Genomic DNA, 17235 nt, shown 5'->3' with positions numbered 1-17235 from the left:
TGACTCGTAGCGAGCATCAGATAGCATGGATCAAGTTGCACAGATCGAAAAACATCATCTGTGCATGTGTACCGACCTTCTTTGGGTGGGCAACGATTTTTGATTCACGTATTGATGATGGCAATACGGCTTCAATCTTTTAAACGATTAAAGTCACCTGAACGCGTTTCACTGGCGGACAAACGGTGCATTGGATGTGAGTAACTTTCACTGTCACATTGCTCGAAGAGCATCCATTCATATCTGATAGAGCGTCTTGATACGGAATTATCATCGTACCTTTACAAACTGTGCAGATCCAATGCATCAAACGTTGTGGCCTGAACACGATTTCCAGGGAGCGACTGGTCTGATGTGTATCAGTTTACGTTTAAAAACCAACCTTGGTTGGCACATATTTTTTTGGGGCAAACTGTTTTATGTACCTACGGCACAATTAAACGCAACAGTTTGCAGTTTTGCCGATATAATAAGCCTTCGGCGTCGGCATAATTCTTTTGGGACCTTTCCGAGCTAAATGAGTAATTGCTTGAAAGTTCAATGACAGTAAATACTGAAATGAATCAACTTTTACTCAGTTACGGTGGTTTCCGTGCGCTGACTATATCAAACCTTGCATCATCTGCCTATGGGCTAAGCTTATGTTTCTTGCGAAAAGTATAGCTTAAATGATCAATTTTTAATCAATTTTAGTATTTTTTTAGGTCACAGTAACTGTATGAATTCTACGCAAGAATGGCAAAGCGTCACCTGGTTTGAAGTGGACGAGCATCAGGCGGGTCAACGTATTGATAATTTCCTGTTTAGTCGTCTGAAAGGTGTGCCTAAAAGTCGCATTTATCGTCTGATTCGTGAAAGCCAAGTCCGCGTCAATAAAAAACGCGTCAAAGCGGAAACCAAACTCAATATTGGTGACCAAGTTCGAGTTGCTCCAATTCGTTATGAGCAAAAAGATGAGTCTGCGGTTCCCGTATCGGACAAAGTGGCACAAAGTTTACTGAGCCGTGTGGTGTACGAAGATGAAGGCTTAATGGTGGTAAACAAACCTTCTGGTATTGCTGTTCACGGCGGTAGTGGTGTGGCGTATGGCTTGATCGAAGGCTTACGTGCCGCAACAGGGAAGAAATACCTTGAGCTGATTCACCGAATTGACCGCGACACTTCTGGGTTGGTGATGATTTCGAAAAAACGTAGTGTGTTAAAAAGCCTGCAAGACATGTTACGTGAGCACAAAATCCAAAAAACTTATGCTGCTGTGGTGAAAGGCGTGGTGAGTTTGGATAAGCAGCTCATTGATCAGCCTTTGCATCGTTACGAACTGGCAAATGGCGAGCGTCGTGTTCGTGTATCACCTAAAGAAGGTAAAGAGTCGAAGACGCTGTGGAACGTGAAAGAGCGTTTTATGCATGCCACATTGGTGTATGCGTCTCCACTTTCGGGCCGTACCCATCAGATCCGTGTACATGGTTTAAGTATTGGTCATCCATTGGTGGGCGATGAAAAATACGGTCATGAAACTGAATACCGTGGTCCAAAGCCACGTCGTTTATGTCTGCATGCTATGCGTTTAGAAATTCCGGGTTACCAAACCATTGAAGCGCCATTGCCAGAAGATATGCAAAGCCTTGTGGCGCAGCTACGCGCGCAAAAAGCCGACAAAGTGGTGAAGTCTTCAGAAGATGACGAGTAAGTTTTAAATACGAGACTTCTCTCCCTGAGCAGGACTGCTTCGTAAGTTTTCTTTCTCCCTCTCCTTTAAGGAGAGGGCCGGGGTGAGGTAAATAAATTGATGCACTCCAGAATCTGAATTACCAAACACTGAATCAAATCTAGGAAAACGTATGAACTCAGCTGTAAAACTAGTCATTTTCGATTGGGATGGCACTTTATTTGATTCTGTGGGTCAAATTGTGGCGAGTTTAAAATTCGCAGCGGATCAATATTCACAGCCGCTGACCGATGCTGATGCGAAAAGTATTATTGGTTTAGGTCTACCAGAAGTCGCACAGCGTTTATTTCCGACGGTTCCCGAATTGCACAGCGAAATTTTGCAAAGCTATGCCGATCACTATGTTGCCCATTCCAAAGGTGATATGTGGTTTGATGGTGTCGCTGACATGTTGCAGGAACTACGTGATGCAGGTTTACAATTGGCTGTTGCAACGGGGAAAAGCCGTAAAGGTTTAGATCGAGTCTTGGCTCAAACGCAAAGTCATGCGCTGTTTCGTGCGACACGTGCAGCCAGTGAAACCAAATCTAAGCCAGATCCGTTGATGTTGGCAGAAATTTTGGCGGAAACGGGGCTGCGTGCCGATCAAGCCATTATGGTCGGTGATACATCGTATGACTTGGAAATGGCACTGAATATTCAGATGCCGCGTGTAGGTGTGAGCTATGGGGTGCATACGGTTGAAACCCTGCAACATTTTCACCCCCTACATATTGCACATACAGTCGATGATTTGGCGGAATTTCTACTGGAACACGTTAAATTGCGTCTCGCTGTCTAGTTGCGGATACAAACGAGTAAAAAGGTGAAACTGGTTTTCACCTTTTTTATTGCCAATCATAGGGGGTAATACATCATTCATCTCTTTTGAGAAGTATTGAACTGAATTATTTTAAAAAACTGATAACACTAGATTTTTTAACAATAACAAGCGGTCCTCAAGCTGATTTATCTGTGTAGTTTGGCGCGACTATTTGCTTTTTTAGCACAAGCCAGGATAGGGTTTTGTTTGAATTTTATGATTTATCTTGTTGTTATTTATTGAATTATTTTTATTTGAAGAAAGTGGCGTACTTAATTTATCATAATTGAACATTGTTATTCGGGTATTAGGCTGACGCTAAAATAATCTTTTAATCTTATCTTTTAGTCGTATAAGCCAAGTTTTTTAGTAGAGATTCAGATTTAAGGGCGAAAAAAATAGTGAATTTTATTTAATTATTTTGACTTAAGTTTTTGAATATTAATAATAAATAATGATTAATTTATAGCTAATAGCTATAGTCATAAATAAAATAAGTATTGGTATTCACTTTCTAAAATCTCGATGCTAAATGCATCTAAACATAACGTGTAGTATGTCAAGTGAAATGCTTTAGGCGAATCCTGACATGACTTTCATCACTTTGATTTTGATGGTGATCGGGATGAAACACGTTGTGCATCCAATTTTTGCAGTTTAAGGAAACATTGATGTCGAATTCTGCTGTTGTTGAATCAGTTGCGCAAGCATTACGCGATGCGGAAGTAAATCAGGCTGCGATTGCACCAATCCGTCCACAACTTGGTGGTGAAAGTGCTGATGTAGATATTGCTTATGCCGTTCAAGAAGTGAATACCAAACGTGCGGTGGCAGAAGGTCGTCGCCTTGTAGGTCGTAAAATTGGCTTAACTTCAAAAGTTGTACAAGCGCAGTTAGGCGTTGATCAACCTGACTTCGGTATGTTGTTTGCTGACATGGCGTATGGCGATGGTGAAGAAATCCCTGCTGGTTTATTGATTCAGCCAAAAGTTGAAGCAGAAATTGCTTTGGTGATTAACCAAGATTTGACCAAAGAAAAACACACCTATGCAGACATTATTAGTGCAACTGAATATGCACTGCCTGCAATTGAAGTGGTCGATAGTCGTATCGAAAACTGGAAAATCTCGTTGATTGATACTGTGGCAGATAACGCATCTTCAGCAGGTTTTGTACTGGGTTCTAAGCCTGTAAAACTTGCAGATCTTGACCTTGTAAATTGCAAAATGGTCATGACTCGTGGTGAAGAAGTGGTTTCACAAGGTGTGGGTAAAGCGTGTCTTTCTAACCCATTAAATGCAGCAGTGTGGTTGGCTGACGAAATGGTTCGTCGTGGTCGTCCATTGCTTGCAGGTGACATCGTATTGACCGGTGCCTTAGGCCCAATGGTTGTGGCAAATCCTGGTGATGAATTCAAAGTTGAAATTGAAGGCTTTGGTTCTGTGACTGCAGCATTTGCAGCGAAATAAGCTTGGGTTTTACTGAATTTTTAAGAGTACACATTCATGAAAAAGATTAAATGTGCATTGATCGGTCCAGGGAACATTGGTACTGACTTGCTTTACAAACTTCAACGCAGCGAATTTTTAGAACCAGTATGGATGGTTGGTATTGACCCGACGTCTGAAGGTTTGGCTCGCGCTGCTAAAATGGGTTTAAAAACCACTGCTGAAGGCGTAGATGGTTTACTTGCACACGTAATTGAAGACGACATTAAAATCGCATTTGATGCAACTTCTGCCTATGTTCATGCTGAAAACAGCCGCAAATTAAATGAACTTGGCGTGTTAATGATTGACTTAACACCTGCTGCAATCGGTCCATTCTGCGTACCACCAGTAAACTTAGAAGCGTTATTGGACGCAGGTGAAGTTCCGAACGTCAACATGGTGACATGTGGTGGTCAGGCAACGATTCCTATGGTTGCTGCGATTTCACGAGTTCAGCCTGTTGAATACGGCGAAATCATTGCAACAGTTTCAACAAAATCTGTGGGTCCAGGTACACGTAAAAACATTGATGAATTTACTCGTACGACTGCTGGCGCTATTGAAAAAGTGGGCGGTGCGAAACAAGGTAAAGCGATCATCATCATTAACCCTGCTGAGCCACCACTGATGATGCGTGATACTGTTCACTGTCTTGTTGAAGGTGAACCAGATCAAGCAGCAATCACTGAATCTGTACATGCGATGATTCTTGAAGTTCAAAAATATGTACCAGGTTACAAACTTGTAAATGGTCCTGTATTTGACGGTAACCGTGTTTCAATCTTCTTAGAAGTTGAAGGTTTAGGTGATTATCTTCCTAAATATGCAGGTAACCTCGATATTATGACTGCGGCAGCTGCACGTACTGCAGAAATGTTTGCAGAACGCGTATTAAACACTGCTGAAGCTTAAGGAATACCAAAATGTCTAAGATTATTATTAATGATATGACTTTACGTGATGGTATGCATCCTATGCGCCATCAAACTACACCTGAACAAATGGTTGCCATTGCAACTGCTTTGGATGATGCAGGTGTACCTTTAATCGAAGTTACGCATGGTGACGGCTTAGGCGGTAACTCTGTGAACTATGGTTTTGCAGCAGCAACCGATGAAGAATACCTAAAAGCGGTGATTCCAAACCTGAAACAGGCGAAAGTATCTGCACTTTTACTTCCTGGTATTGGTACGGTTGACCATTTGAAAATGGCACATGATGTTGGTGTAGCAACCATTCGTGTTGCAACGCACTCAACTGAAGCTGACGTTTCTGAACAGCACATTACTGCTGCACGTAAACTTGGCATGGACACTGTGGGCTTCTTGATGATGGCGCACATGGCAACTCCTGAAAAACTTTTGGAAGAAGCCAGCAAAATGGTGTCATACGGTGCAAACTGTATTTATGTGACTGACTCTGCTGGTTATATGTTGCCTCAAGACGTGACTGACCGCGTGGGTATTTTACGTGCCAACCTGGCTTCAGAGATCGAAATCGGTTTCCACGGTCACCATAACTTAGGTATGGGTGTTGCGAACTCTGTTTCAGCGGTTCAAGCTGGTGCAACGCGTGTCGATTTAGCTTCTGCAGGTTTAGGTGCAGGTGCAGGTAATACTCCACTTGAATTGTTTGTTGCGGTTGCCAACCGTATGCAAATGGAGACAGGTGTGGACTTGTTTAAAGTTCAAGATGTTGCGGAAGATTTAATCATTCCAATGATGACACATCAGATCCGTGCTGACCGTGATGCAGCAACTTTAGGTTATGCCGGTGTTTACTCATCATTCTTGTTATTCGCGAAACGTGCTGAAGCGAAATATGGCGTTTCTGCGCGTGAAATTCTTCTTGAGCTTGGTCGTCGTGGTACTGTTGGTGGTCAAGAAGATATGATCGAAGATTTGGCATTGACCATGTCTAAAGCAAAAGAAGCCAATGCTTAATTTGCTTTAAATCAAAAAGCGCCCGAAATGGGCGCTTTTTTTATGTCTGAAGTGGCTGTGTTGGTTTGAGATGGGCTTGAGATTACGTTGAGATTGATTTGAGGCATGAAAAGTGGATTGAAATAAGAAATGTCTTACGAACCAATGGCTGATTTCGAGCAGCCATAGTAGTAAAATTTAACTTTAAGTTATTGATGATTATATAAATTAAATATCATGTCATAGCTAAATTTTATAACTCAAATAAGGATAAATCTCAGTAAAAAACTTTGTTTAAACTTAAAAGCAATTAATACAGCGCATGTAATTGCAAAAAATAAAAAACTTTAAATTTTATGTTAATAAAACATGAGGTTAATTTAATCAGTTGTTCTAAATGATAAAAAAGAGTTATTGTTTTAATCTCTAAGGAAAATAACCAGAAATAGCTTCCAAAGTTCAAGTCGTACAAAAGCCTGATAAACCTTAATACTGTAGTCGGATTTTTTTCCAAGGTATTGTTGAGCATGATGATGTCATAGCTTAATTTGATCACTGGGAATAAGCCATGCGTCGTCAAAATTTATGGATAGCAATTCTTGCTGCGACAGCAACATTAGGAACATCTGCAACTTATGCGGACTTTGTTGACGACAGCCAAGTACAATTGAAATTTAAAAACTTCTACTTAGACCGTCAAATTAAAGAAAATCCGGCGGGTAACTGGGGTTCATGGTCACAGGGTGTGACTTTGGATGCCAAGTCAGGGTATCAAGATATTGGTGCAGGTATTCAAGTGGGTGCTGACCTTTTGGTTCAACATGCATTTAAACTTAATGCACGTGATAAAAACCCAGACTGGATCTTGCCGCACGATGGTAAAGAATCAAAAGATAACTTTGGTAAAGTGGGCGTGACCTTTAAAGCCAAAGTATCTGAAACTGAGTTGAAAGTGGGTGAGTTATTACCAGTGTCTCCAGTGTTGGTTTTCGATCCATCACGTCAGTTAATGACGACTTATAGCGGTGCATGGTTAGAATCGAAAGAGATTAAAGATACTAAGTTAACTTTGGCATACATTGACGGGATCAATAACCGTTATGACAACCAATTCCGTGATTTATCAATGTTCGCTCCAGGTAAAAGATTACCAGATGGCACCATAGGTCATTATGATCTTGGGCCAACTTCTGATGGTATGTATATTGCGGGTATTGACCATCAATTCACACCTGAAATTGGTGGTAGCTACTGGTATGCCGATGTTCAAGACATCTACACACAGCAATATGTCGGCGCGAACTATAAAACCAAGTTAGGTGACAAAGCCAAACTGGATAGCCATATCCGTTACTTCGATAACTCGGATTCGGGTGACAAACTATATGGCGAAATTGATAACCAAGCGCTATCGGTTGGTGCGAAAGTGAATTACGGTTCGCATACCTTTGGATTGGGCTATCAACAAATGTTTGGCGATAATGCCTTCCCAACACTAGGCGGATGGGTGCCACAGCCGTACTTAGTCAACTGGGGTGTAGCAACATTTACTGCAAAAAATGAAAAATCATGGGGCTTTACTTATGGCTATGATTTCTCAGAAATGGGTGTGAAAGGCTTAAATACAACTGCTGTGTATTTCACAGGTTCAGATGCAGAAATTGCTGGTCTTAAAGATCAGAAGTCAGATGAATTGAACTTAATTGTGAACTACACCGTGCCTGAAGGTAAGTTGAAGGGCTTAGGCTTCCAGGCAATGTATATCGATGCCGATTTCGATTACAAATCTGACTTGCAAGAGTACCGTGTCGCGACAACTTATACCTATAAGTTCTAATTTCTCAGGATAAAAAAGAGGGAAGTGGATTCATTGCTTCCCTTTTTATTTGCTGGGTTATTTAAAAAAGAAATACCTCAAAGATTTTATGGATATATTTTTGAGTTATATATTTAAAAAACAATAACTTAAATTATAGTCTATTTGTTGTTTATGATCGTAAATATGTATCAGTTAGCAGTGGCTGAACAGGTAATATGAGACTGTAAAAACCACAAAATCCAAAAGAGTCCCCCTTGTGTTTAAATCCGTTATGGATTGAAACATAAGCTCTACGCAATACGAGGAGCATGTATGAGCACTGTTCAGATTCCTGACTATACAACTGATTCATTCTTTGGTTTAGAAGATAAATGGATTGAAACTGCTGAAGGCGAATTAACGCATTACCACGAAGTGGGTGAAGGCACACCAATTCTATTTTTACACGGTTCAGGTACAGGTGTATCTGCTGCTGCTAACTGGTGGTTAAACCTTCCACAAATTGGTGAACAAGCACGTTGTATCGCTATCGATACGATTGGCTATGGTCAAACTGTTGTTGCACCGAATACTGCTTATGGTATCCGTGCTTGGGTTGATCACGCTGTACGTACGTTAGATGCCCTAGGTATTGAAAAAACTTGGTTAGTGGGTAACTCACTCGGTGGCTGGTTAGCATTCCAAATGGCTTTGGACTATCCAGAACGTGTATTGGGTATCGTGTCTATGGGTACAGGCGGTGCTAAACAAACTGCAGCACTTAAAGCACATGCAAACCCTGTATTAACCGAAGAAGGCATCAAGAAAACCTTGTCTATGTTTGTTGTAAACAAAGACTTGATCACAGACGAATTGGTAAAAGTACGTTTCGCTTCTGCTGCAAATGACTATGCATCAAATCGTTTGATGGATGTTGTTGGCGCACGCGACCGTGACCGTTTCGAATTCCCACTCGACTTTGAAAAAATGAAAGACATTACTGTGCCAGTATTGTTGATTCACGGTGTACAAGACGTGGTGATTCCAGTATCTCGTACGTGGGATATTTTGAACACAGTTCCAAATGCGGATGCGCATATCTTTAGCCAATGTGGTCACTGGTCACAAGTTGAAAAAGCAGAAGAATTCAACACCGTGATTAAAGATTATTTAAAAGCGCGTGGTGTGTAATTTCTTGTCACTGACATGAAATTCAAAAAAAGGATGGTTTTGCCATCCTTTTTTTTATATAAATCTTTTGAAAGAAATACTTTAAATGAGTATTATTCTCATTAATGGGTCGACAGTGTACGGTCTAAATCAGTAAAAAGGCATAAAATAAGCTTATCTGAATGGTTGGGGAAGGGGAATTATTTATTAGACTTAAGTTGTAAATCGGCAATTTTTAGCAATTTTTATCAATGTCTAAACTAAAATTTATAAGTTATTTTCCATCAAGTCGATATGCATGATAGATAAAATGCGTCGATTAAAACATTTAAACGATTAAAAAAGCGACTTTTTAGCCATAAAAAAAGCACCATTATTCATTTTAAAAATAATGGTGCTATATCTATAAATTATGACTTGGCGAAAATTAACGCTGTTCGCGATTAATATCGAGATAAAAAACTTTGGTTAGCAGTTCAAGGAATTTATCTACAGCCACAGAACTCGCCGTTTTTCGGTAACTTACATACAAGTCTAGATACGGTAATTCGACATCTAAAGGACGAATCACCGTATTGTTCATGGTCAATGGCGCGATGTATCCCGGTAGGATCGTGCAGCCTAAGCCCATGCCGATGGAGTTAATGTTAAACAGGATATTGTCGGCTTTTTGCACGATATTAAATTGAATATCATGGGTCGAAGCAAAGTCCAAAATGGCTTCATGCAACGTGCCAGATTGTTCACGTGCAGGAATGATAAAATCAATCCCATTCAATGCTTTAACTGGAATGCGCTCGTACTTCGCTAAAGGGTGATCTTTGGGTAAAATAAAGATCAGCGGTTCACGCAGTACAAACTGACTTTCAATTTCGTCGCTGTGGAAGTTATTGCGGGTAAAAGTGATGTCCAGTTCACCTTTTTGCAGTAATTTCATCTGATCACGGTTATTTAAACTGAGTAATTCAATTTTGAGTTCTGGGTTCTGAACACGTAAATTTGGCAGCACATAAGGGAAGATTTTCATCTCTGCAACAGGGACAAAACCAATGCGCAGCATCTGCTGTTTGGCTTGTGAAACCTGACGTGCCATAGCCACAGCTTTGTCTGCTTGTGCCAAGGTTAAACGTGCTTGTTCTAGAAATACGGCACCTTCTTCTGTGAGCTCAACTTTACGTTTAGTACGGTGCAACAGTTTTACGCCGACATCTTCTTCAAGATCTTTAATTTGTTGGCTTAAAGAAGGTTGAGCAGTATAAAGTTTTAACGCAGCTTTACTGAAATTGAGTTCTTCAGCGACAGTAATAAAGTAGCGTAAGTGTCGTAATTCCATATAATCAACCCGTGGAGTAATCCAAAAAATGTCTTACTTAGAAGTCCGTTCAGTATAATCTATAAACAACTATTGCGTGAAGATTATTTTACCATTCACGAAATAAATGGTGTTCTCGGCAATTTAAAAAAAATGCTATAAAAAAAATCTACCGTAATAATCCATAAAATCTCTTAATTAAAACAAAATAAATATTTCCCGAATATCGCTCTAAAATCCATCATCGTTGAAAAGTTGAGTCTATTACTTTGTGCCTTATGGTCACAGGAGAGCTTTTCATGAGTGGAAAAATTGATGTGCGCGAAATCGATGCTTTAGTCGATGCACAAAATGGACGTATCACGCCATCTATCTATACAGATCCAGACATCTACGAACTTGAATTAGAACGTGTGTTCGGTCGTACATGGTTATTCCTATGCCATGAGAGCCAAATTCCTAAAGCCGGCGATTTCTTCAATACCTATATGGGTGAAGATCCAATCATCGTGGCACGTCAAAAAGATGGCTCAATCAAAGCATTCTTAAACCAATGTCGTCACCGCTCTATGCGTGTGAGCTTCGCGGACTGTGGTAATACACGTGCATTTACTTGCCCATACCACGGCTGGTCTTATGGCATTGATGGTTCTCTAAAAGATATCCCGCTTGAAGATCGTGCTTACCCACATGGTGCATGTAAAGAGCAATGGGGTCTGGTAGAAGTTAACCGCGTTAAATCATACAAAGGCTTAGTATTCGGCTGCTGGGATGAAACAACTCCAGATCTAGAAGAATACATGGGTGATATCGCTTGGTACCTGGACGGCGTTGTAGACCGTCGTGAAGGTGGTACTGTGATCGTTGGTGGTGTACACAAATGGGAAATCGACTGTAACTGGAAATTTGCAGCTGAACAGTTCGCTTCTGACCAATACCACGCGTTGTTCTCTCATGCATCTGCGATTCAGGTGCTTGGTGCTAAACCAGATGATGAATCTTCTAAGAAATTAGGTGCTGCACAAACTGCCCGTCCAGTTTGGGAAACTGCCAAAGACGCGATCCAATACGGTTCACGTGGTCACGGTTCAGGCTTCTTCTTCACTGAGAAACCAGACGCAAACGTATGGGTGGATGGTGAAGTAGCAAACTACTTCCGTGAAACGTATGAAGAAGTGAAAGAACGCCTAGGTGAAACTCGTGCACTGCGTCTTGCTGGTCACAACACCATGTTCCCAACACTATCTTGGTTGAACGGTACTGCAACGCTTCGTGTATGGCACCCACGTGGTCCAAACAAGACTGAAGTATGGGCATTCTGTATCTGTGATGCGGACGCGCCAGAAGATGTACAAGCAGCATTTGAACGTTCTGCAACACGTGCCTTCGGTCCTGCTGGTTTCCTTGAGCAAGATGACTCTGAGAACTGGATTGAAATTCAAAAAGTTTTACGTGGTTATAAAGCACGTCAAAACAAACTCATTATGGAAATGGGTAAAGGCAACGAGAAAGTACGTGAAGATGGTATCCCGGGTATCACTAACTATATTTTCTCTGAGACTGCAGCACGTGGTATGTACCGCCGTTGGGCAGATTTATTGATTCATGAAAAATGGGAAGACGTTGAAGCTGCGGCTGACGAATATGAGAAGGAGCTTATGAAATGAGTCAAATCAGTTTAGAACTTCATCACCAAATTAGTCAGTTTCTTTATCGTGAAGCAAAATTGCTTGACGATTGGAAGTTCCGCGATTGGTTAGCTGTATTAGCTGAAGATATTTCTTATACCTTGCGTACTACACCGAACGCTCAAACTCGTGACCGTCGCCGTTCGATCGAGCCACCTACAACTTGGGTATTTAACGATACTAAAGATTTGTTGGAACGCCGTGTTGCCCGTCTTGAGACAGGTATGGCATGGGCCGAAGAACCTCCTTCACGTACAACACACATGGTTTCAAATGTGATTGTTGAAGCGACTGAAGTTGAAGGCGAATACGACGTTTACGTAACGTACTTGTTGTACCGTACCCAGAAAGAGAAAGATGTAACAATCTACTGTGGTAAGCGTCACGACAAGATCCGCAAAGTCGACACTGAGCAAGGTTTCGAAATCTTCAACCGTAAGATTACCCTTGATCAGGTGACTTACAACTCACATAACCTGAGCGTGTTCTTCTAATGAATAAGATTTTTGTTTGCCAAGTTGACGAATTAGACGAAGGCGAAGCATTGAAAGTAGATTGCGGCGTTAACGGTATCGATGCGCTTGCAGTATTCAACAACAATGGCGAATTTTTCGCGATGAACGACCGTTGTTCACATGGTAATGCTTCAATGTCTGAAGGTTACCTTGAAGATGATGGCACTGTTGAATGTCCACTTCATTCGGCTCGATTCTGTTTGAAAACTGGTCAAGCATTATGCTTACCAGCAACAGATCCTATCAAAACATTCCCTGTGATTGTTGAAGATGGTGCTTTATACGTAGAGATGGCAGGAGAGTAATCATGGGTTGGCTACAAGGCGAAGTTGCACTTATTACCGGTGGTGGTTCAGGCTTAGGCTGGGCATTGGTTGAACGTTTCTTAGAAGAAGGTGCACAAGTTGCTGTTCTTCAACGTTCTCAATCGAAAGTTGATGCATTGAAAGAACATTTTGGTGACCGCGTGCTTGCGATCGCAGGAGATGTAGCCAGCTATGAGGATAATGTTCGTGCAGTTCAAGCAACTGTAGAACATTATGGCAAACTTGACTGTTTCGTCGGAAACGCAGGTATCTGGGATCATTACGCAGATATCGTCAATACATCGGGTGAACAGCTGGAGAAAGCTTTTGATGAGATTATGGGTATTAACACCAAATCTCTCATCTTAGGTGCCAAAGCTGCACTTGATGCATTGATAGCTTCGGAAGGTTCTATCATATTTACTTTGTCTAACTCAGCACTGTATTCGGCAGGCGGAGGCCCTGTATACACAGCGTCTAAGCATGCTGGCGTTGGGATCATGAAAGAATTAGCCTACGAGCTTGCGCCTAAAGTACGAGTGAACGCTGTTGCTCCGTCGGGTATGAATGTAAACATCAAAGGTGCTGCTTCTTTAGGCCAAGAAAACCTCGGTCTACTCGATGCACGCGATCCTGAGAAGATTGCACGCGGCATGCCGCTCAATTTCTTACCCGAACCTGAAGATATGACTGGTTCATACGTGTTATTGGCTTCTCGTCAAAACAACCGCCCATTAACTGGTGTTTTAATTAATGCTGAATGTGGTCTGGGTATCCGTGGTTTACGACAACCACGTGCTGGCTTCTTTGACGAGATTTAATTCGCCAAAAACGTAAAGGACTTACTCGGCAGCCGTTTTGGCTGCCTTCCGTTTAGGAGTCACCCATGGCCGTTAAACTCATTTGTGCATCGCACAGTCCCCTAATGGAATTTGCTTCTCCGCAAGAGAAATATAAAGAGGAAAAAGTTCGTGAAACTTTTGCCCAACTTGCGAAAGAAATTGAAGACTATAATCCAACATTGATCATTACTTTTGGTCCAGACCATTTCAATGGTTTCTTCTATGACCTGATGCCAAGCTTCTGCGTGGGTATTCGTGCCAAAGCAGCAGGTGACTGGGATTATGGTAAAGACAATGATCACATCAACGTACCTGAAGAAACTGCAGTGAATTTAGTACGTCGTGTGTTGGATGAAGGTGTTGATGTTGCGTACTCATACCGTATGCAAGCAGATCATGGCGTGACTCAACCATTACATTTCCTATGTGGTGGCAAGCTTGATCGTTATCCAACGATTCCAATTTTTATCAATGGTGCGGCTGCACCGATGCCGACAACTAAGCGTACAGTCGCTTTGGGTCGTGCAGTCGGTCAGTTTATTCAATCATTGAACCTCGAAAATGAACGTGTATTGATCTTGGGTACAGGTGGTCTTTCACATGATCCACCAACGCCGCAAATGGGTTCAGTTCCACCAGAAGTGGAAGAGTTCCTGATTGCAGGTCGTAATCCAACTGAAGAGGCACGTAATATACGTCAAGGCAAAATCATTGCTGTCGGTCAAAAACTCGCAGCGGGTGATACTTCTGTCGCAGTGCCTTTAAACCCAGAATGGGATCGTGCATTGCTTGATACTTTCGCCAAAGCTGACTTTGCTGCCATTGAAGCGATGACTGAAGCTGAAATTCGTGTTGAAGGCGGTCGTGGCGGTCAAGAAGTTCGTTCTTGGATGGCTGCTTTTGCTGCACTACATGAAGTGGGCGAATACGACATGACAACACATTGCTACGAAGACATTAGTGAGTGGATTGCGGGCTTCGGCATCGTATCTGCAGAATTGAAATAAGGAACAAACCCATGAGCCAAAATGGTATCGAAACCATCGTTATTGTTGGAGCTGGTCAAGCTGGTGCTAGCGCCATTTTAGAACTCCGTGCGAACAAGTATGAAGGCAAAATCATTTTGGTGGGTGATGAAACACATCTTCCTTATGAACGTCCGCCTTTGTCTAAAGACGTAATTCTAAAACCTGAAGAGACCAAAATCGAAATTCTGTCAGAAGAAAAATTGGCAGAACTCGGTGTTGAACATATTCGTGGCAATGGCGTTGTGAAAATCCATAGCGATGCAAAAACAGTTGAACTGAAAAATGGCGAAATTGTTGCATTTGACAAGTTGCTTCTAGCAACCGGTGGTGCAGCACGCCGTTTACCGAATTTCGATGCGCTGGGTAAACATGTTTATACGCTACGTAACCTAGAAGATTCACAAGCATTGGTGCCTGTATTACAAGCGGGTCGCCGTATTGTATTGATCGGCGGTGGTGTGATTGGTCTTGAGCTTGCTTCTTCAGCACGTTTCAAAGAGTGTCAGGTAACTGTGATCGAAATGGGTCCTATGGTGATGGGCCGCTGTTCACCTCGTATCCTGAGCGAATTCCTGCTTGAACAACAACGTTTGGCAGGGATCGACGTTCGTCTGGAAACCAAAATTGCAGATTGCAAACTGGATGGTGAAGAAGTGGTGATTACCCTTGAGGGTGGTGAAGAACTTCGCGCTGATGCTGTAGTTTATGGTATTGGTATCGTGCCAAATGCACAATTGGCTGTAGAAGCTGGCCTGGATGTTGATTTCGCGATTAAAGTAAATGAAAACTGCCAGACTTCAAATGCAGACATCTATGCAGCAGGTGATGTGGCAACTCAACTTCGTAATTGCGGTAACCACCGTCGTGTCGAAACTTGGGAAAATGCCAACCTGCAAGCAGGGATCTTTGCACGTCATGTGATGGGCGTTGAGCATCCGACACCTAACCCGGCATGGTTCTGGACAGATCAGTTGGACATCAATTATCAGTTCGTAGGTGACATGGCGGCTGCTGAATGGCAAGTTCGTGGTGAAATCAATCCAGAGCTTCGCGCTGAATCATCATTCGTGATGTTTGGTGTGACTGATGGCGTTATTGTCGGCGGTATTACGGTAAATGCGGCAAAAGAAATGCGTCACCTGAAAAAGCTGATCAGCAAGAATGCAGCGTTTGAAGCAGATAAATATTTAGATTTAAGCCAAGATTTACGTAAACTTGTAAAGTAAGCTGAATGTCTAAGATGAGCAGACTTGCGGTAACGTAGGTCTGTTTTTTTATGTCTTTAGTTTTAGCATCGCACTTATAAAGCTATTTTGTAGTCCATGTATATAGTTTTAGCTTATGTAGATCTATTCAACGGTTTTAATCCTCCCCAGCCCTCCTTTTTCAAAGGAGGGAGTAGTCTTTGTGAAGAATGGATTTCGTTTAGATGTTTCCCTCCTCTTTTTTTTAAGAGTGGTTAGGGGAGATTATTGATCGTTTGAAGAGAAGTCCTTATACCCCAAACGATCGGGTGGCATTCATACCGCCTCCAATTTAGTTGATAAAGGGGAGAACAATAATTGGTCTTAAACTTTATTAGTTAATGGTCTTACGAGTAGTTCCAGATCTGAATAGTGGGTTTCAAGTTAAGTCGTTAGAACAATCAAATTTGAGAATGAAATGAAATCTTCACTGCCGCTGACGGCAAGTATATATGCTCTTTTGGTACTGATTTGGGCGACGACGCCGCTCGCGATTGTGTGGAGTGTGCAGGAAATACATCCGATGTGGGTGTTGATTATCCGTTACTTCGGCGCATCTATTATTGCGCTGTTTCTATTGAAATTGATGCGTGATCCTTTGCCGTTTGATGAAACCTCATTAAAAAGTTATGTGGCAGGGAGTTTGAATTTGATTGGCGCACAGTTGTTTATTTATCTGGCAGCCAATTATCTCACCTCTGGTTTAATGGCACTGATTTTTGGTTTTTCACCCTTAATTGCCGGTTTGATTGGGCATGTAATTTTAAAAACACATAAATTGGTCGCTTTGCAGTGGTTGGGCATGGCGGTTGCAGTGGGAGGTCTAACTTTTGTCTTTGCAGATTCTGCTGATAGCAAAGTCAATCCAATTGGCGTTGTACTGATGCTAATCAGCATGGTGTCGTATATTAGTTCGATTTTTTGGGTGAAGCAGATTAATGCACCGTTAAAGCCGATGTCACAGGCAACCGGTTCCCTGATTGTTTCTGCTTTAGGATCGATGCTCATTATTCCATTTATTTGGCAGCATTTTCCAACCGAATTGCCAAGTGGCCGTGCGATGATTGGATTTGTCTTTACCATGATCATGTCATCCATTGTGGCAATGCTGTGTTACTTCTGGCTTATAAGACGTTTGGCCGCATCAACGGTGTCACTCAGTAATGTGATGACACCTGTCATAGCATTGGTTTTGGGAGCTACGTTGAACAGTGAACATATTAGCTCCAATGCCTTTGTTGGAATCGTGGTCGTGATGTTTGGTATTGTGATGTACTTTTGGAAAGAGTGGCGCGAGCAGTATTTTAATAAAGTACGTTGAACCTCGTACATCTACAGAATTATAAGGAAGCTGCGGCTTCCTTTTTTGTTCTATACCTTTGCGCTAAAG

15 protein-coding genes and 1 pseudogene are annotated in these 17235 nt (G+C 41.9%); 15 read left to right on the top strand and 1 reads right to left on the bottom strand.

The genetic code is table 11. The features are described from left to right. Positions 1-354: 354 nt before the first annotated feature. The 8 genes and pseudogenes from MST17_RS17240 (at position 355) to MST17_RS14155 (ending at position 8932) form a co-directional block, all read left to right on the top strand. Positions 355-663: pseudogene (locus MST17_RS17240) on the top strand (hypothetical protein). 55 nt (positions 664-718) lie between these two features. Continuing rightward, the gene (locus tag MST17_RS14185) at positions 719-1690 is read left to right on the top strand and encodes an RluA family pseudouridine synthase (RefSeq protein ID WP_078189751.1); all 972 of its coding nucleotides are present in this window, start codon (positions 719-721) and stop codon (positions 1688-1690) included. A 151-nt stretch (positions 1691-1841) separates the two neighbouring features. After that, positions 1842-2510: an HAD-IA family hydrolase gene (locus tag MST17_RS14180; RefSeq protein WP_180026628.1), complete on the top strand. Its 669-nt coding sequence runs from the start codon at positions 1842-1844 to the stop codon at positions 2508-2510. Between the two features lie 692 nt (positions 2511-3202). Beyond that, positions 3203-4000, top strand: a complete 798-nt coding sequence (mhpD, locus tag MST17_RS14175; RefSeq protein ID WP_078189749.1) for a 2-keto-4-pentenoate hydratase — start codon at positions 3203-3205, stop codon at positions 3998-4000. Between the two features lie 36 nt (positions 4001-4036). After that, complete coding sequence (locus MST17_RS14170; RefSeq protein ID WP_078192779.1) at positions 4037-4933, top strand: acetaldehyde dehydrogenase (acetylating); 897 nt, start codon at positions 4037-4039, stop codon at positions 4931-4933. An 11-nt stretch (positions 4934-4944) separates the two neighbouring features. Further along, positions 4945-5964: a 4-hydroxy-2-oxovalerate aldolase gene (gene dmpG / locus MST17_RS14165; protein ID WP_111884105.1), complete on the top strand. Its 1020-nt coding sequence runs from the start codon at positions 4945-4947 to the stop codon at positions 5962-5964. A gap of 547 nt (positions 5965-6511) precedes the next feature. After that, on the top strand, positions 6512-7780 hold the full coding sequence (locus MST17_RS14160; RefSeq protein WP_180026627.1) for an OprD family outer membrane porin: 1269 nt from the start codon (positions 6512-6514) through the stop codon (positions 7778-7780). 294 nt (positions 7781-8074) lie between these two features. Next, complete coding sequence (locus MST17_RS14155) at positions 8075-8932, top strand: alpha/beta fold hydrolase (RefSeq protein ID WP_168377928.1); 858 nt, start codon at positions 8075-8077, stop codon at positions 8930-8932. 406 nt (positions 8933-9338) lie between these two features. Here MST17_RS14155 and hcaR read toward each other — a convergent pair whose 3' ends face one another. After that, the gene (gene hcaR, locus MST17_RS14150; protein WP_180002937.1) at positions 9339-10244 is read right to left on the bottom strand and encodes a DNA-binding transcriptional regulator HcaR; all 906 of its coding nucleotides are present in this window, start codon (positions 10242-10244) and stop codon (positions 9339-9341) included. A gap of 278 nt (positions 10245-10522) precedes the next feature. On the opposite strand from hcaR, the gene hcaE reads away from it, so the two are divergent. The 7 genes from hcaE to MST17_RS14115 all read left to right on the top strand — a co-directional run bounded on the left by hcaE (position 10523) and on the right by MST17_RS14115 (position 17166). Next, on the top strand, positions 10523-11890 hold the full coding sequence (gene hcaE, locus MST17_RS14145) for a 3-phenylpropionate/cinnamic acid dioxygenase subunit alpha (protein WP_078192774.1): 1368 nt from the start codon (positions 10523-10525) through the stop codon (positions 11888-11890). After that, on the top strand, positions 11887-12405 hold the full coding sequence (gene hcaF / locus MST17_RS14140) for a 3-phenylpropionate/cinnamic acid dioxygenase subunit beta (protein ID WP_067763936.1): 519 nt from the start codon (positions 11887-11889) through the stop codon (positions 12403-12405). The genes hcaE and hcaF overlap by 4 nt, the downstream gene beginning before the upstream one ends. After that, the gene (hcaC, locus tag MST17_RS14135) at positions 12405-12731 is read left to right on the top strand and encodes a 3-phenylpropionate/cinnamic acid dioxygenase ferredoxin subunit (RefSeq protein WP_067763933.1); all 327 of its coding nucleotides are present in this window, start codon (positions 12405-12407) and stop codon (positions 12729-12731) included. Before hcaF ends, hcaC begins: the two co-directional genes overlap by 1 nt. Before the next feature lie 2 nt (positions 12732-12733). Further along, a complete protein-coding gene (gene hcaB / locus MST17_RS14130; RefSeq protein WP_078192772.1) occupies positions 12734-13552 on the top strand; it encodes a 3-phenylpropionate-dihydrodiol/cinnamic acid-dihydrodiol dehydrogenase in 819 nt (272 codons plus the stop codon). Between the two features lie 65 nt (positions 13553-13617). Further along, a complete protein-coding gene (locus MST17_RS14125) occupies positions 13618-14580 on the top strand; it encodes a 3-carboxyethylcatechol 2,3-dioxygenase (protein ID WP_180026626.1) in 963 nt (320 codons plus the stop codon). Positions 14581-14591: 11 nt separating this feature from the next. Beyond that, positions 14592-15827, top strand: coding sequence for a 3-phenylpropionate/cinnamic acid dioxygenase ferredoxin--NAD(+) reductase subunit (gene hcaD, locus MST17_RS14120; RefSeq protein WP_168377925.1), 1236 nt, complete (start codon positions 14592-14594; stop codon positions 15825-15827). Positions 15828-16263: 436 nt separating this feature from the next. Then, positions 16264-17166 (top strand): DMT family transporter, encoded by a 903-nt coding sequence (locus tag MST17_RS14115; protein WP_168377924.1) that lies wholly within the window; start codon positions 16264-16266, stop codon positions 17164-17166. Positions 17167-17235: the final 69 nt, after the last annotated feature.

Source organism: Acinetobacter sp. YH16056_T, from assembly GCF_024605895.1.
Lineage (GTDB): Bacteria > Pseudomonadota > Gammaproteobacteria > Pseudomonadales > Moraxellaceae > Acinetobacter > Acinetobacter amyesii.
The sequence above is the reverse complement of the archived record's forward strand: the minus strand, read 5'-3'. Positions and strand labels throughout refer to the sequence as shown.

Bases quoted from the DNA above. Each gene is read 5' to 3' on its own strand.
- MST17_RS14185 (WP_078189751.1), top strand. From the start codon at position 719: ATGAATTCTACGCAAGAATGGCAAAGCGTCACCTGGTTTGAAGTGGAC.
- hcaB (WP_078192772.1), top strand. From the start codon at position 12,734: ATGGGTTGGCTACAAGGCGAAGTTGCACTTATTACCGGTGGTGGTTCA.
- mhpD (WP_078189749.1), top strand. From the start codon at position 3,203: ATGTCGAATTCTGCTGTTGTTGAATCAGTTGCGCAAGCATTACGCGAT.
- MST17_RS14170 (WP_078192779.1), top strand. From the start codon at position 4,037: ATGAAAAAGATTAAATGTGCATTGATCGGTCCAGGGAACATTGGTACT.
- MST17_RS14125 (WP_180026626.1), top strand. From the start codon at position 13,618: ATGGCCGTTAAACTCATTTGTGCATCGCACAGTCCCCTAATGGAATTT.
- MST17_RS14160 (WP_180026627.1), top strand. From the start codon at position 6,512: ATGCGTCGTCAAAATTTATGGATAGCAATTCTTGCTGCGACAGCAACA.
- hcaD (WP_168377925.1), top strand. From the start codon at position 14,592: ATGAGCCAAAATGGTATCGAAACCATCGTTATTGTTGGAGCTGGTCAA.
- hcaC (WP_067763933.1), top strand. From the start codon at position 12,405: ATGAATAAGATTTTTGTTTGCCAAGTTGACGAATTAGACGAAGGCGAA.
- MST17_RS14180 (WP_180026628.1), top strand. From the start codon at position 1,842: ATGAACTCAGCTGTAAAACTAGTCATTTTCGATTGGGATGGCACTTTA.
- MST17_RS14155 (WP_168377928.1), top strand. From the start codon at position 8,075: ATGAGCACTGTTCAGATTCCTGACTATACAACTGATTCATTCTTTGGT.
- MST17_RS14115 (WP_168377924.1), top strand. From the start codon at position 16,264: ATGAAATCTTCACTGCCGCTGACGGCAAGTATATATGCTCTTTTGGTA.
- dmpG (WP_111884105.1), top strand. From the start codon at position 4,945: ATGTCTAAGATTATTATTAATGATATGACTTTACGTGATGGTATGCAT.
- hcaF (WP_067763936.1), top strand. From the start codon at position 11,887: ATGAGTCAAATCAGTTTAGAACTTCATCACCAAATTAGTCAGTTTCTT.
- hcaR (WP_180002937.1), bottom strand. From the start codon at position 10,244: ATGGAATTACGACACTTACGCTACTTTATTACTGTCGCTGAAGAACTC.
- hcaE (WP_078192774.1), top strand. From the start codon at position 10,523: ATGAGTGGAAAAATTGATGTGCGCGAAATCGATGCTTTAGTCGATGCA.